Origin of the sequence: Sulfitobacter sp. W002 (assembly GCF_025142135.1) — a bacterium.
In the GTDB taxonomy this organism is placed as follows: domain Bacteria; phylum Pseudomonadota; class Alphaproteobacteria; order Rhodobacterales; family Rhodobacteraceae; genus Sulfitobacter; species Sulfitobacter profundi.
The window spans coordinates 1484289-1498542 of sequence record NZ_CP081126.1; the positions used below are offsets into that span (position 1 = coordinate 1484289).

General features: G+C 62.3%; 13 protein-coding genes. 11 read left to right on the plus strand and 2 right to left on the minus strand.

Annotation, left to right across the window (positions count from 1 at the left end):
* The first annotated feature begins 74 nt into the window (after positions 1 to 74).
* Complete coding sequence (locus K3758_RS07335) at positions 75 to 713, plus strand: SOS response-associated peptidase (RefSeq protein ID WP_259949367.1); 639 nt, start codon at positions 75 to 77, stop codon at positions 711 to 713.
* Here K3758_RS07335 and K3758_RS07340 read toward each other — a convergent pair.
* Positions 710 to 2140: a UdgX family uracil-DNA binding protein gene (locus K3758_RS07340; protein WP_259949370.1), complete on the minus strand. Its 1431-nt coding sequence runs from the start codon at positions 2138 to 2140 to the stop codon at positions 710 to 712. The genes K3758_RS07335 and K3758_RS07340 overlap by 4 nt on opposite strands.
* Positions 2140 to 3375, minus strand: a complete 1236-nt coding sequence (locus K3758_RS07345) for a putative DNA modification/repair radical SAM protein (protein WP_259949372.1) — start codon at positions 3373 to 3375, stop codon at positions 2140 to 2142. Before K3758_RS07345 ends, K3758_RS07340 begins: the two co-directional genes overlap by 1 nt.
* A 226-nt stretch (positions 3376 to 3601) precedes the next feature.
* On the opposite strand from K3758_RS07345, the gene dctP reads away from it, so the two are divergent.
* The 10 genes from dctP (at position 3602) to mnhG (ending at position 14188) form a co-directional block, all read left to right on the plus strand.
* Complete coding sequence (gene dctP, locus K3758_RS07350; protein ID WP_259949375.1) at positions 3602 to 4573, plus strand: TRAP transporter substrate-binding protein DctP; 972 nt, start codon at positions 3602 to 3604, stop codon at positions 4571 to 4573.
* Positions 4574 to 4580: 7 nt separating this feature from the next.
* A complete protein-coding gene (locus K3758_RS07355; RefSeq protein WP_259949377.1) occupies positions 4581 to 5075 on the plus strand; it encodes a TRAP transporter small permease in 495 nt (164 codons plus the stop codon).
* Between the two features lies 1 nt (position 5076).
* Complete coding sequence (locus K3758_RS07360) at positions 5077 to 6393, plus strand: TRAP transporter large permease (RefSeq protein ID WP_259949379.1); 1317 nt, start codon at positions 5077 to 5079, stop codon at positions 6391 to 6393.
* 175 nt (positions 6394 to 6568) lie between these two features.
* Positions 6569 to 8086 (plus strand): malonyl-CoA synthase, encoded by a 1518-nt coding sequence (locus K3758_RS07365; RefSeq protein ID WP_259949381.1) that lies wholly within the window; start codon positions 6569 to 6571, stop codon positions 8084 to 8086.
* A gap of 174 nt (positions 8087 to 8260) precedes the next feature.
* Complete coding sequence (locus K3758_RS07370; protein WP_259949384.1) at positions 8261 to 11119, plus strand: monovalent cation/H+ antiporter subunit A; 2859 nt, start codon at positions 8261 to 8263, stop codon at positions 11117 to 11119.
* 2 nt (positions 11120 to 11121) lie between these two features.
* Complete coding sequence (locus tag K3758_RS07375; protein ID WP_120350813.1) at positions 11122 to 11469, plus strand: Na+/H+ antiporter subunit C; 348 nt, start codon at positions 11122 to 11124, stop codon at positions 11467 to 11469.
* Positions 11466 to 13010, plus strand: a complete 1545-nt coding sequence (locus K3758_RS07380) for a monovalent cation/H+ antiporter subunit D (protein WP_259949386.1) — start codon at positions 11466 to 11468, stop codon at positions 13008 to 13010. Before K3758_RS07375 ends, K3758_RS07380 begins: the two co-directional genes overlap by 4 nt.
* A 1-nt stretch (position 13011) precedes the next feature.
* Positions 13012 to 13512 (plus strand): Na+/H+ antiporter subunit E, encoded by a 501-nt coding sequence (locus K3758_RS07385; RefSeq protein WP_067630869.1) that lies wholly within the window; start codon positions 13012 to 13014, stop codon positions 13510 to 13512.
* Positions 13509 to 13796 (plus strand): K+/H+ antiporter subunit F, encoded by a 288-nt coding sequence (locus tag K3758_RS07390; protein ID WP_067630872.1) that lies wholly within the window; start codon positions 13509 to 13511, stop codon positions 13794 to 13796. The genes K3758_RS07385 and K3758_RS07390 overlap by 4 nt, the downstream gene beginning before the upstream one ends.
* A complete protein-coding gene (gene mnhG, locus K3758_RS07395) occupies positions 13793 to 14188 on the plus strand; it encodes a monovalent cation/H(+) antiporter subunit G (RefSeq protein ID WP_259949392.1) in 396 nt (131 codons plus the stop codon). The genes K3758_RS07390 and mnhG overlap by 4 nt, the downstream gene beginning before the upstream one ends.
* Positions 14189 to 14254 lie beyond the last annotated feature (66 nt).

The window sequence follows — 14254 nt, forward strand, 5'->3', positions numbered from 1 at the left end:
AGATCCTGTGGCCCTTGCCGGACGCGGGCAAAACCGCATCTAATGGGCCAAGATGACGGCAAGGGGGCCAACCGATGTGCAATCTCTATTCCCTGACCAAGGGGCAAGCGGCGATCCGCGGCTGGTTCGATGGGGTCGACGACCAAACAGGCAACCTGCCGCCGATGCCCGGTATCTACCCCGACTATGCCGCCCCGGTGGTGCGCCACGGCGATGGCGGTCCGGTGCTGGAGATGATGCGGTGGGGGATGCCCTCTCCGGCCTTCGCGCTCAAAGGCAAGAAGACCGACCGCGGCGTGACCAACATCCGCAACATCGCCTCGCCGCATTGGCGGCGCTGGCTGGGGGCCGAGCATCGCTGCGTGGTGCCCTTCACCGCCTTTTCCGAGCCGCTGAACCGCCCCGGAGAGCGCTCGCGCCCCATTTGGTTCGCGCTTGGCGAGGACCGTCCGCTGGCCTTTTTTGCGGGCGTTTGGACCGAATGGACCTCTGTGCGCAAACTGAAGGACGGCGAGACCACTGATACCCTCTATGGCTTTCTGACCACCGAAGCCAATGCCGAGGTCGGGGCCGTGCACCCCAAGGCGATGCCGGTGATCCTGACCAACCCCGATGACGTGCAGCGCTGGCTTACGGTTGAAACGGCCGAGCTGCCCAGTCTGCAACGCCCCTTGCCGGACGGCAAGCTACAGGTCATCGACCCCGAGGATTAAGCCGCCTCCGCCATCATCCGTGCCGCCATCGCCAGATCGGAGCGGAACTGCGCCGTAGCCTCTTCGCGCAGCGCCGGATCCGGCACGCGCAAGAGGTAGGAGGGGTGCAGGGTGATCAGCACCGGGATGCCTTCAGGCCCCGTCTCGATCGCGCCACGGCGTTTGAGAATTCCCGTGCCCTTACCGGTCAGGCTCTGCGCCGCCGTGGCGCCCATGGCGAGGATCAGCTTGGGCTGCACTTGCGCCACCTCGGCGTTCATCCACCAGCGGCATTGGTCGATTTCTGGCGTCTCGGGGCGCTGGTGAATGCGGCGTTTGCCGCGGGCGGTGAATTTGAAGTGTTTGACCGCATTGGTGACGAAAGCGGCCTCGCGATCTAGCCCGGCCTCGGCGGCCACGCGGTCGAACATCTGCCCGGCGGGGCCAACAAAGGGACGGCCCGCGAGATCTTCCTGATCGCCGGGTTGTTCGCCGACCACCATCAGATCAGCGCGGCTTGGCCCTTCGCCCGGCACGGCTTGGGTGGCGTGGCAATGCAGCGGGCAGCGGGTGCAAGCGCGGATCGCGGTGGGCAGTTCCTCCATCGGGCCGTCCCATGCTGAATCGAAGGCGCTGAGCTGCGCCTGTACGCGGTCCATGCGCACCGGCGGCAGGGTGGGTGCTGCCTCGGCCATGGCACGGGCGCGGGCGGGGGCCTCAGCGATCATCTGGGGGATGAAAGCGGCTTCGGGCATGTTCTTCCAGTATTTCTTGGGCATCTCGGATTGCATCGCCTTCACCATCAGGCGGGCGGGGTTAAAGATGTTCTGGAAGTAGGTGATCCAAAGCTGCTCGCCCGCGTCCTCGGGCAGGTCGGGTTTTTCGTGCCCTTCTTGGAACGTGAGTTTGCCGTTCTCGAAAATGGCCGAGACATCGGGCGTCAGGATGCGCCAGTCCATGTCGGAAAACCGCCGCACGAAGAAATCCGCCGTTGGCTCCACCGTGTGATGCGTGGGCTCGAACCATGCCGCGAAACTGCGGCGCGGGGCATCGGGCGCGCCGATTTCGCGGAAGCGGACGAAGGCTTTCATCTTGTGCTGGCAACGGCGCACGTTCTTCTCCATCCCGCGTAGCACGGCGAGGTCGGCATCGCCCCGGTCCGACATCAAATGCGGCGCGTCTTTCACCCGCCAAAGAAAGGCATAGAGCCGCGCGAAACGCTCCGGATCGCTGTGCCATACGGCGGTTTCCGCCATGGAGACGAAGCTGCGCGGGACCGAGACCTGTCCGGCTTTAGGTGACACAGTCTCGCCGCCGAAAAGATCGGCCGCGGCGGCATGATCGCCCCAGAGAATATCCTCGGGCGGGACACCTGCAGCCAGAAAACCGCGCGCCGCTTCGCGCCATGCTTTCGCCGTGCCGATGGGGGGGAGCGAGACGCGCTGCATCAGAACAGGGTCAACTGCTCGGGCGGCGGCGCGAAACGTGCGCGCAGGTCGGCGCTGTCGGTCAGCCCACCGGGCGTCCAGCCGCCCGCGGTGACAAAGGCGCGGGCCTTTTTCATCGAGGCGCCCATGCGGGTGAGGTCTTCGTAGCGCAGGGACCGGTGGCGGCGGGCGGCGAGGATGCGGTTCACGGTCTTCACCCCGAAGCCCGGCACCCGCAGCAGCATCTCGCGGCTGGCGCGGTTCACGTCCAGCGGGAAATGTTCGCGGTGCACCAGCGCCCAAGCGAGCTTGGGATCGACCTCAAGGTCGAGATTGCCGTCGCGGGTGACGGAGGTGATCTCGTCCAGTTGGAAATCATAGAAGCGCAGCAGCCAGTCGGCCTGATAAAGCCGATGCTCGCGTTGCAGGGGCGGGCGGATCAGCGGCAGTTTCGCGGAGCTGTCGGGGATCGGCGAGAAGGCGGAATAGTAAACGCGCTTCAGCTTGTAGCTGGAGTAAAGCCGCGTCGATTGGCCCAGCACTGTGGCGTCGTTCGACCCATCCGCGCCGATGATCATCTGGGTGGATTGACCGGCGGGCGCAAAACGCGGCGGGCGCTTGCCGGAAAAGGATTTCTCTTTGCTGGCGTCCTTGACCATCCGCACATTTGCCATGGCGCGGCGGATCTGCTCGGGCTTTTTCTCGGGCGCATATTGCTGCACCGCCGTATCGGTGGGCAGCTCGACATTGATCGATAAGCGGTCGGCCAGACGGCCCGCTTCCTCGATCAACTCAGGCGAGGCATCGGGGATCGTCTTGAGGTGAATATAGCCCCGAAAGTTCTCTTGGTGACGCAGCTTGCGGGCGATCTGCACCATGTCCGACATCGTCGCATCGGGGGAGCGGATCACGCCCGAGGACAAAAACAGCCCTTCGATATAATTGCGGCGGTAGAACTCGATGGTGAGCTTTACCACCTCATCCACGCTGAACCGCGCCCGGTCGACGTTCGATGACACGCGGTTGATGCAATAGCTGCAATCGTAGATGCAGAAATTCGTCATCAGGATCTTGAGCAGGCTGATGCACCGCCCATCGGGGGCGTATGCGTGGCAGATGCCGCTGCCTTCGTTGGAGCCCAGCCCCTTGCCATCGCGCGAGTCGCGTTTGGTCGAGCCGGAGGAGGCGCAGGAGGCGTCGTATTTCGCCGCGTCGCTGAGAATCGCCAGTTTTTGATCGAGTGTCTGTTTTGCCATGTGTTCTATATATGTTCTCATGGCGGGGGTGTCATTAAACTATCTTAATGCCGCGACAATCTGCGCAGGGCACCGCCTGTGCGACGGCGCGGGTAAGGGGTGAGAGTTTAAATTGACGAGGCGAAATCTTGTCGCTACGAATTACATGCAGATACATATTATGCATATGCATGCGAGAGCACCGGGGCAGAGATCGCGGGCTTTTGATCACAACTGGGAGACGATCATGAAAACAACAACCACGCTCAGCGCGGCGCTCTTTGCCGTCAGCACCCTTGCCACCACCAGCACCGCCAGCGCCGACGAAGTCACGCTGCGCGCCGTGTCGGCCTTTACCCTAGGCACCGCGTTTAGCCGCGAGTTTGAAGCCTTTGTCGAATGGATCAACGAGAACGGCAAGGGGGTCGTGCAGATCAATATGGTCGGCGGGCCGGAAGCCGTGCCGCCCTTTGAATTGGGCAACGCTGTGCAATCCGGCGTTGTCGATATCGCCAACAACACTACGGCCTATTACCCCAACCTGCTGCCCACGGGCGACGCGCTGCATCTTGCGGAAAACACCATTCAAGAGCAGCGCGAGAATGGCTGCTACGAGCTGGTCGACCGCATCCACCAAGAGCAGATGAACGTCAAATACCTCGGCCATGGCGGCGACGGGATCGGCTATCACCTCTATCTGACCAAACCGGTCGAGGGGCCGGACCTGAGCGGTCTGACCATCCGCACCACGCCAGTCTATCAGGCGATGTTCACGCAGCTGGGGGCCAATCTGGTGCGCACCGCGCCGGGCGAAGTCTATAGCGCGCTGGAGCGTGGGGCGATTGACGGTTACGGCTGGCCGAGCCAAGGCGTGTTGGATCTCGGTTGGGACGAGCAGACCAAATACCGGGTCGACCCGAGCTTTTACAACGTCGACGTGAACCTGCTGGTGAACCTCGACACGTGGAATGGCCTGACCGACGAACAGCGCGCCAAACTCGAAGAGGGCGCGGCTTGGATGGAAGAGCTTAACAACGACAATGCCGACCGCAACGCGACGGAATACGCCGCACAGGCGGATGCGGGGATCGAGACGATCACCTTCAGCGACGCCGATGCCGAAGCGTGGATCAATGCCGCGCGCGATGCCGGTTGGGCGGCGGTCGAAGAGGTCGATGCCGATCTTGCGCAGCAGATGCGCGCCTGCATGACCAAGTGATCGCCCGATGATCTCAACATTGTTTGACCGGACACTCCGGGGGCTGGCCGTTTTCTCGGCCGGTATCCTCGGGGTGATCGCGGTGTTTATCGCGATCAACGTGGTGCTGCGCAATCTCGGCTTGCCGGTGGTATATGGCGCGCTGGATGCGATCCAATATGCGCTGATGATTGCCACCTTCCTTGGCGCGCCTTGGGTGCTTTCGATTGGCGGGCATGTGAAGGTTGATCTGATCACGAGCAACCTGTCGCAGCGCACCGCCCATGCTTTGACGCGGATCACCAGCGCCATTGGCGCGGTGACGGCGGGGGTGCTGGGCTGGTACGGGCTGCAAGCGGTGCTGGCCTCGGCCGCGCGCGGGTCGATGATCCGCACTTCATTCGTGATCCCGGAGTGGTGGATGCTGGCCTTTGTGCCGCTGTCGCTGGCGCTGTGTACGATCATCTTTATCCGTCGTCTGCTTTATCCGGAAACGGCCGAGCGTAGTTTGAGTGGTCTTTGACATGGATTGGGGCCTGACACTGACCTTGATGCTGGGCGGATTGGCGGTTTTGCTGTTGATCGGTCTGCCTGTAGCATTCGCCTTTATCGCCGTGACCACCGTGGGGGCCTATTTCGTATTGGGCGGAGACCGCGGCATCCTGCAACTGGCGCGCAACTCGGCGCAGTCGGTCGCGAATTTTCAGCTCGCGCCGATACCGCTGTTTATCTTGATGGGAGAGATCCTCTTTCAGACCGGAGTCGCGCACCGCGCCATTGACGCGATTGAGCGGGTGGTGACGCGCATCCCGGGCCGCATGTCGGTCGTCACGATCTTTGGCGGCACGATTTTTGCAGCCCTTTCCGGCTCGACCATCGCCAATACCGCGATGCTGGGCGGCACGCTGCTGCCGGGGATGCTGAAACGCGGCTATCATCCGTCGATGGCGATGGGGCCAATCATGGCCTCGGGCGCGATTGCGATGCTGATCCCGCCTTCGGCGCTGGCGGTTCTGGTGGGCTCGCTCGCGGGCATCTCCATCGCCGGGCTGCTGATCGCGGGGGTTTTGCCCGCGCTGCTGCTGGCGGTGCTTTTCGTGGCCTATGTGGTGGGGCGGAGCCTTCTCGACCCGAAAGTCGCGCCGCCCGATGTCTATGAGGAAATGCCGCTGCGCGAACGTTGGACGCCCTTCGTGATCTATGTGCTGCCGCTGTCGGTGCTTTTCGCGGTGGTGATCGGCTCGCTTCTGGCGGGGATCGCAACGCCCACGGAAAGTGCCGCCCTTGGCAGCATCACCGCCGTGATCATCGGGGCCGCCTACCGCGCCCTGAGTTGGGAGAAGATGGGCCGCGCGCTGATGGAGACGCTGAAGCTGTCGGTGATGATCCTGTTCATCATCGCGGCCAGCCAGACCTTTGCGCAGGTGCTGTCCTTTTCAGGCGCGACCAATGGGCTGATCAACGCAATTAACGCGGTCGATCCGACGCCGCTGATGGTGCTCTTGGGGATGATCGCGATCCTGCTGTTTCTGGGGTGTTTCATCGATCAGGTGTCGATGCTGATGGTCACCGTGCCGGTCTTCGTGCCTCTGGCGAGTGCGATGGAGATCAACGAGCTGACCCTCGGCGTCGTCTACCTGCTGACGATGGAGATTGGCCTGCTGACGCCGCCCTTCGGGCTGCTGCTGTTTGTCATGCGCGGGGTCGCACCTGCGGAGATACGCATGCCGCAGATCTATGCCTCGGTCATGCCCTTCTTGCTGATCAAGATCTTCGTGCTGGCGCTGGTCGTCTGGCTGCCGGGTATTGGCACATGGTTGCCCGGTTTGATGGGCCGCTGAACCTTGGGGCGGCGCGCCACAGCGTCGCCCCGCAAGCTATTGCCTTAATTCGACATTTGCCGCCCTCGCCGCCGCGCGCGGGTTCTGGTCGGCTTGCATTACCCCGCGTAATGCGGTTGTAATCCCGCAAGGAGGCAGTCGGCTTTCCCAAGAACAACACGCGAGGAGCACCGTGATGGCAAACCCCCTTTATGACACTCTGTTTGGCCGTCACGCTGGCAAAACGACAGCCTTTCTCCATCTCGAAGGCGGGGTGACGCTGACCCATGCGGGATTTCTGGGCCGGGCCGCCCGTTTTGCCCATGTGCTGACCGAGTTGGGGGTAAAGCCCGGCGACCGGCTGGCGGTACAGGTCGATAAATCCGCCGATGCGCTGGCGCTCTATGCCGCCTGCGTTCAGACGGGGGTGATCTTTTTGCCGCTCAACACCGCCTATACCGCGGATGAGGTGCGCTATTTCGTGACCGACAGCGGCGCCGCGGCCTTTGTCTGCCAGCCCGCGCGCCGCGATGAAATGGCACCGCTGGCTAGGGATACAGGGTGCCAGCTTGAGACGCTTGGTACGGAGAACGATGGCAGCTTTGCGGATTGCGCCACCTCGGCTTCCGACAAGTTCGAAACCGTCGCGCGGGCGGCGGATGACCTTGCGGCCTTCCTCTATACCTCCGGCACCACGGGGCGCTCTAAGGGGGCGATGCTGACGCAGGCGAACCTTTTGTCGAACGCGCAGACGCTGGCCGATCTGTGGCGTTTCACCAACGCGGACGTGCTGCTGCATGCGCTGCCGATCTTTCACACCCACGGGCTGTTCGTGGCGACCAATGTGACGCTGGTGGCGGGGGGCGCGATGATCTTTATGCCCAAGCTCGACATTGACCGGCTGATCGACCGGATGCCCCACGCCACCGTGATGATGGGCGTGCCGACCTTCTACACCCGGCTTTTGGATGACGCGATTTTCACCCGTGAGACGACCGCGAACATGCGGCTGTTCATCTCTGGCTCGGCACCGCTTTTGGCCGAAACCCATGTCGATTTTGAGGAACGCACCGGCCACCGTATCCTAGAGCGTTACGGCATGACCGAGACCAATATGAACACCTCGAACCCCTATGAAGGCGAGCGCCGCGCGGGCACCGTGGGCCTGCCGCTGCCGGATGTGGAGTTGAAAATCACCGACCCCAAAACCGGCGCGATCCTGCCGGACGGAGAGATTGGCAACATCGAAGTACGTGGCCCGAATGTCTTCAAGGGCTATTGGCAGATGCCCGAGAAAACCGCCGCCGAACTGCGCGAAGATGGCTTTTTCATCACCGGCGATCTGGGGCGGCGGGATGCGGATGGCTATGTGACCATCGTGGGCCGGAACAAAGACCTGATCATCTCGGGCGGCTATAATATTTACCCTAAGGAGGTCGAACTGCTGCTCGACGACCAACCGGGCGTGTTGGAGAGCGCGGTGTTCGGCGTGCCGCATCCCGATTTCGGCGAAAGCGTGGTGGCGGTGTTGGTGGCACGCCGGGGCGCGGAGTTGGACCTTGCGCAGATCGCCGGGGATGTGTCCGGATCGCTGGCCAAGTTCAAACAACCCGCCAAGCTGATCGTCCTGCCGGAATTGCCGCGCAACACGATGGGCAAGGTGCAAAAGATTGTGCTGCGCGAAACCTACCGGGACTTGTTTCGACCGGGGTAGGGGCGCCCGAGGGCCATTCTAGCGGGCATAGGGGCGGCGGTAACGCCATCCCACGGGGCAGGACCGCGGTGTAACCTGCGACAATCTGGCGTTTAATGCCCGGTTTCGCTTGAGGTGCCGGGAAAATTTCTACAGAACGTGGTGACCTTTCAGTCCGCCAGATCAGGAGTTCGCGTGTCCCTCTTCCTTATCGTTGCCTTGCCCTTCTTGGGCGCATTGTTACCCGGACTGATGAATTCCGCAGGGCGCCAAGCCTGCGCCGGGGTGACCTTTATGGTGACCCTCGTGGCGCTGGTGGGGTTGCTGACGCATCTGCCTGCCGTGCTGGCGGGCGAATTGGTCACCGCGCGGGTTGACTGGATCCCGCAGCTTGGCCTGAACCTGACCTTGATGCTCGACAGCCTCGGCTTTTTCTTTGCCTGTCTGATCCTTGGCATCGGTCTGTTGATCATCGCCTATGCGCGGTCTTACCTGTCACGTGATGACCATATGGGTGAGTTTTTCACCTATCTGCTGCTGTTCCAAGGTGCGATGGTTGGCATCGTTCTAAGCGATAACGTATTGATCCTGCTGATCTTCTGGGAGCTGACCTCGCTCTCGTCCTTCCTGCTGATCGGCTATTGGAAGCACCTGCCCGAAGGCCGCCAAGGCGCGCGGATGGCGCTGACCGTGACCGGCATGGGCGGCCTTGCGATGATCGGTGGCATGTTGCTGCTGGGGCAAATCGTCGGCAGCTATGACCTGAGCGTGATCCTCGACAACCGCGAGATGATCCAAGCCTCGCCGCTCTATCTGCCCACGCTGATCCTGATCCTGCTGGGCTGTTTCACCAAATCCGCGCAGTTCCCGTTCCACTTCTGGTTGCCCCACGCCATGGCAGCACCAACGCCGGTCTCGGCCTATCTGCACTCCGCCACGATGGTGAAGGCGGGGATTTTCCTGATGGCGCGGATGTGGCCGGTGCTGTCTGGCACGCCCGAATGGTTCGTCATCGTCACCACTGCGGGTCTGGTCACCATGGTGCTGGGCGCGGTGATTGCGCTGTTCAAACATGACCTGAAGGCGCTGCTAGCCTTTTCGACCGTCAGCCACCTTGGTCTGATCACCATGCTTTTGGGCACTGGCACGGCCTTTGGCGCGATGGCGGCAGTGTTCCACATCTTGAACCACGCGACCTTCAAAGCGGCGCTCTTTATGTCGGCGGGGATCGTGGATCACGCGGTGCATACCCGTGACATCCGCCGCTTGGGTGGGCTGCGGCATCTGATGCCGGTGACCTTTGTCATCGCCACGCTGGCGGCGCTGTCGATGGCGGGCATCCCGCTGCTCAACGGCTTCCTGTCCAAAGAGATGATGCTGGAAGAGACCCTGCACACCACGCTGTTTGACATGCCGTGGCTGGTGCCGGGGCTTGCGACCTTTGGTGCCCTCTTCTCTGCCGCCTATAGTTTCCGCCTGATCGGCCATACCTTCCTTGGCAAAGAGCGTGACGACTATCCCGACCATCCGCATGACCCTAAGCCCGGTCTGTGGCTGCCGCCCGCGCTGCTGATCATCCCCGTGGTGGTGATCGGTCTTGCACCTTTCCTCGCCGAGCCTTTCGTGAAGCTGGTGACGGCTTCGGTCCTTGGCGGCGCGGCCGAGATGCCCTCGGCGCATTTCAAAATCTGGCACGGGCTTGGTCCGGCGCTTTATATGTCGATCATCGCCGTTGTCGGTGGCCTGATCCTGCTGGCGCTCTTTACCCCGCTTCTGCGTCTTTGGGATGCCACGCCACGGCCCGAGGCCAAGTCGATCTTTGACCGTGTCATCGCGGCCTTTGTCGGCCTGTCGCAGGCGATTTCGCTGCGTCTGCACGACGGGGCGTTCTCGCGCTATGCCGCGATCATGGCGGTGACCGTGGTTGTGGTGGGCTATTTCGCTTGGGCCACCGGCACTGTGGGGGCGGCGACCCGCGAGTTGCAGCCGACCAATGCGGTTCAGATCGCGGGCTGGTTGATGCTGGTGGCGGCGGCCTGCGGATTGGTGTTCTTGCACCGCAACCGCCTGTTGTCGCTGATCCTGATCGGCATCGTGGGGCTGATCGTCTCGGCTGGTTTCGTCTTCTTCAGCGCGCCTGACTTGGCGATGACCCAGCTGACGGTTGAGGTGGTCACGATCATCTTGCTGCTGCTGGCGCTGAACTTCCTGCCCAACCGCACACCGGTTGAAAGCAGCGTGCTGCGCCGGACGCGCGACGTTGTGGTCTCCCTCGCGGCGGGGGCGGCGACCATGGCGCTGTCCTATCACTACCTCCTGCGCGACACCGTCGCACCGAGCATCTCGGAATTCCACCTCGCCAACTCCTACAAAGGTGGCGGCGGCACCAATGTGGTGAACGTGATCCTTGTCGATTTCCGGGGCTTTGACACCTATGGTGAGATCATCGTTCTGGGCATCGCCGCGCTGCTGATCTACGCGCTGACCGAGACGCTGCTGTCGGGCCCGGTCCGCGCGCGCTTGCTGAACCGCAAGCCCGACCAGCCGCGGGCAGGGGACCGGCACCCGATGATGATGGTGGTGATGACCCGCGTCATCATGCCCGTCGTGCTGATGGTTGGTTTCTACATCTTCCTGCGCGGCCACAACGAGCCGGGCGGCGGGTTTATCGCAGGACTGATCGTCTCCATCGCCGTGGTGATGCAATATATGGCCAGCGGCTTTGCATGGGCCTCGGCGCGCCTGCGCTATCCCTATCACGGGATCATCGGCACCGGCGTCTTGATCGCGGGGCTGACGGGGATCGGGTCGTGGCTTTTTGCCAAGCCTTTCCTGACGTCGGATTTCACCTATGTGCGAATCCCGCCCTTCGACAAGTTCGAACTGGCAACTGCCGCGCTCTTTGACCTTGGCGTGTTCCTTGCCGTGGTCGGGGCGGTGATGCTGTCGCTCGAAAGCTTCTCGCGGCTGGCCCGCCGGGCGCATGTGCCTGAGGCCGATCACCCGATGGACATCGACCCATCCCGCGAAGACAACATCAAGGCGGAGGCATAAACATGGAACTTCTCGTCGCATCCGCCATCGGCATTCTGACGGCCTCTGGCCTCTATCTTGTGCTGCGCTTGCGGAGCTTTCCCGTCATCATGGGCACATCGCTGCTGACCTATGCGGTGAACGTGTTTCTCTTTGCCTCGGGCCGTTTGACCGTGGGCGCGCCGCCGATCCTCACGGATGCCGCGCGCTACACCGATCCGCTGCCCCAAGCGCTGGTGCTGACCGCCATCGTAATTTCATTCGGCATGACCGCCGTGGTGGTGATGATCGCCCTCGGGGCCTATCTGGGCAACAATGACGACCATGTCGACGACCCGCTGACCGATACCAAGGCGGAGGACCGCACATGACCCATTGGCTGATCCTGCCCATCGTGCTGCCCGCATTTATTGCGCCCTTCATCATTCTGGCCGCACGCTATCACATTACTATCCAGCGGGTGCTGTCGCTGTTCGGGGCGCTGGCGTTGGTCGCCGTGGGGCTTGGCCTCTCGGTCGAGGCGTCGGGCGGCGATGTCATGCTCTACCGTCTCAGCGATTGGGCCGCGCCCTTTGGCATCGTGCTGGTGGGCGACCGTCTGTCGACACTGATGGTCACGCTGACCGCGGTGCTGGCGCTGTTCGTGCTGCTCTATGTCATCGGCTCGAAATGGGACGAACGCGGGCGGCATTTTCACGCGCTGTTCCAGTTCCAGTTGATGGGGATCATGGGGGCGTTCCTGACGGGCGACCTGTTCAACCTTTTCGTCTTTTTCGAAGTGCTGCTGATCGCCTCCTACGGGTTGATGATCCACGCCGGGGGCACGCCGCGGCTGCGGGCGGGGGTGCAATATGTGCTTTATAACCTGCTGGGCTCGACCCTGTTTCTCTTTGCGCTTGGGGCCATCTATGCCGAGACGGGGACGCTCAACATGGCCGATCTGGCGCAGCGTGTGGCGCTGATTGATACCGGTGCGACCGTGGGCATCCGCATCGCGGCGGTGCTGCTTTTGATGGTCTTCGCGGTCAAAGCGGCCGTGGTGCCGCTGCACTTCTGGCTGCCATCCAGCTATGCCGAAGCGCCCGGCCCGGTGGCGGCGCTCTTCGCCATCATGACCAAAGTCGGCGCCTATGCGATCATCCGCGTCTATACGCTGATCTTCCCGCCAGACCTTGCCGCCACGGCGGACCTGCACACCACATGGCTGCTGCCTGCCGCGCTGCTGTCGCTGGCGCTTGGCATGATCGGCGTGCTGGCGGCAAAGCAGTTGGACCGTATGGTGGCCTTTTCGGTGATCGGGTCGATGGGGATGGTGATGATCTCGATCGCGCTGTTTACCCCCGAAGGGATCGCGGCGGCGCTTTACTATATCGTGCATTCGACACTGGCGGCGGGCGCGCTGTTCCTGATTGCCGATCTGGCGCGGGCGGGGCGCGATAACCTTGATCTGACGGCGCAGCCGCAGGTGGCGGGGGCCAAGCTGACCTCGGCCCTGTTCTTTGTCGCGGCCATCGCCATGGTCGGGGTGCCGCCGCTCTCGGGTTTTCTGGGCAAACTGCTGATCATGGATGCCGCTGCCGAGAATGATTACTGGGTCTGGATCTGGGCCGTGATCTTGGGCGCGAGCCTTTTGAGCCTTGTGGGCTTTGGCCGCGCGGGCAGCATGGTCTTTTGGAAGTCCCGCAGCGTCGCACTGCAAGAGGGGGCCACCCCCGCCGAGGCGCCATCGGCGCTGAGCTATGTGGCCGTGGGGGGGCTCCTGGCCCTTTTGGTTGCGCATACGCTGCTGGCCGGCCCCGCCACACAATATGCCACGGCGATCTCGAACCAATTGTTCGGGCCAGAGCGTTATCTGAGCACCGTGCTGGAGACCCCCGGCAAGCTGTCGGACGGCAAAGAGGAGGCCCATTGACATGATGCGACCGATCCGTTGGCTTTTGCCGCACCCGTTTCTGACCCTGTTGCTCACCGTTGTGTGGATTCTGCTGCAAAACAAGTTCAGCGCTGGCATGCTGGTCTTTGGTCTGATCCTCGGGATCGTGATCCCGGTGCTGACCGCGCGTTGGTGGACCGACCGGCCCCAAGGCATTCGCCCGTTGCGCATGATCGCCTATGTGATCTTGGTCCTATGGGATATCATCATCGCCAATATCCAAGTGGCGTGGATCATCCTGACCAAATCCAACGCCAGCATGTCGCCCGCCTGGGTTGTCGTGCCGCTGGATCTGAAAGAACCCGAAGCGATCACGATCCTTGCGGGCACCATCACCCTGACCCCCGGCACCGTTTCGGCGGATCTGTCGGACAACGGGCGCTACCTGCTGGTGCACGCGCTGGACGCCACCGACCCCGACGCCGTGCGCGATGAGATCAAAGACCGCTACGAACGCCGCTTGAAGGAGATTTTCGTATGACCCAAGCGACCGACCTTTTGACCCTTGCGCTTTATGGTGCCCTGACCTTGGTCGCCATCGCGCAGTTCATGGCGATGATCCGGCTGTGGATCGGTCCCGGAACCGGGGACCGCATTCTGGCGCTGGACACGATGTTCATCAATGCCATCGGCATCATCGTGCTTTTGGGCATCCTGCAGGGCACGCAGATCTATTTTGAGGCGGCGCTGATCATCGCCATGCTGGGTTTCGTCTCAACCGTGGCCTATGCCCGGTTCGTCTTGCGCGGAGATATCATCGAATGAGCCCCGACATCATCGCCACCTATTTTATCATCGTGCTGCTGGTGATCGGCAGTTTCTTCGTGCTTGTCGCCGGGATTGGCTTGCTCAAGCTGAACGACCCGATGACCCGCCTGCATGCGCCGACCAAGGCCGCGACGCTGGGGATCGGGGCCTATCTGTTGGCGGCCATGGTGAATTCGTTTCTGTCTGGAACGGGGTCGCTGCATGAACTGCTGATCATGGCCTTCATCTTTGTCACGGCTCCGGTTTCGGCAAATTTCATGGCCAAGGCGAATATCCACCGGCGCGATTGCCTGCCGCATCCGCCGGAACTGCCGGATGGCGATACCTGGGCCACGCTCAACGTACCGGAAGAAGACCGCGAGATCGAAGAGACGTCGCCCAACGCCTGAACCACGGCAGCAAGGGTCGGATTCATTTCAAACTGTTACGATGGTGGAAACCTTTTCCTGCCAGCA

Coding starts and splice junctions, on each gene's coding strand:
- K3758_RS07335 (WP_259949367.1), top strand. CDS start 75: ATGTGCAATCTCTATTCCCTGACCAAGGGGCAAGCGGCGATCCGCGGC.
- K3758_RS07340 (WP_259949370.1), bottom strand. CDS start 2,140: ATGCAGCGCGTCTCGCTCCCCCCCATCGGCACGGCGAAAGCATGGCGC.
- K3758_RS07345 (WP_259949372.1), bottom strand. CDS start 3,375: ATGGCAAAACAGACACTCGATCAAAAACTGGCGATTCTCAGCGACGCG.
- dctP (WP_259949375.1), top strand. CDS start 3,602: ATGAAAACAACAACCACGCTCAGCGCGGCGCTCTTTGCCGTCAGCACC.
- K3758_RS07355 (WP_259949377.1), top strand. CDS start 4,581: ATGATCTCAACATTGTTTGACCGGACACTCCGGGGGCTGGCCGTTTTC.
- K3758_RS07360 (WP_259949379.1), top strand. CDS start 5,077: ATGGATTGGGGCCTGACACTGACCTTGATGCTGGGCGGATTGGCGGTT.
- K3758_RS07365 (WP_259949381.1), top strand. CDS start 6,569: ATGGCAAACCCCCTTTATGACACTCTGTTTGGCCGTCACGCTGGCAAA.
- K3758_RS07375 (WP_120350813.1), top strand. CDS start 11,122: ATGGAACTTCTCGTCGCATCCGCCATCGGCATTCTGACGGCCTCTGGC.
- K3758_RS07380 (WP_259949386.1), top strand. CDS start 11,466: ATGACCCATTGGCTGATCCTGCCCATCGTGCTGCCCGCATTTATTGCG.
- K3758_RS07385 (WP_067630869.1), top strand. CDS start 13,012: ATGATGCGACCGATCCGTTGGCTTTTGCCGCACCCGTTTCTGACCCTG.
- K3758_RS07390 (WP_067630872.1), top strand. CDS start 13,509: ATGACCCAAGCGACCGACCTTTTGACCCTTGCGCTTTATGGTGCCCTG.
- mnhG (WP_259949392.1), top strand. CDS start 13,793: ATGAGCCCCGACATCATCGCCACCTATTTTATCATCGTGCTGCTGGTG.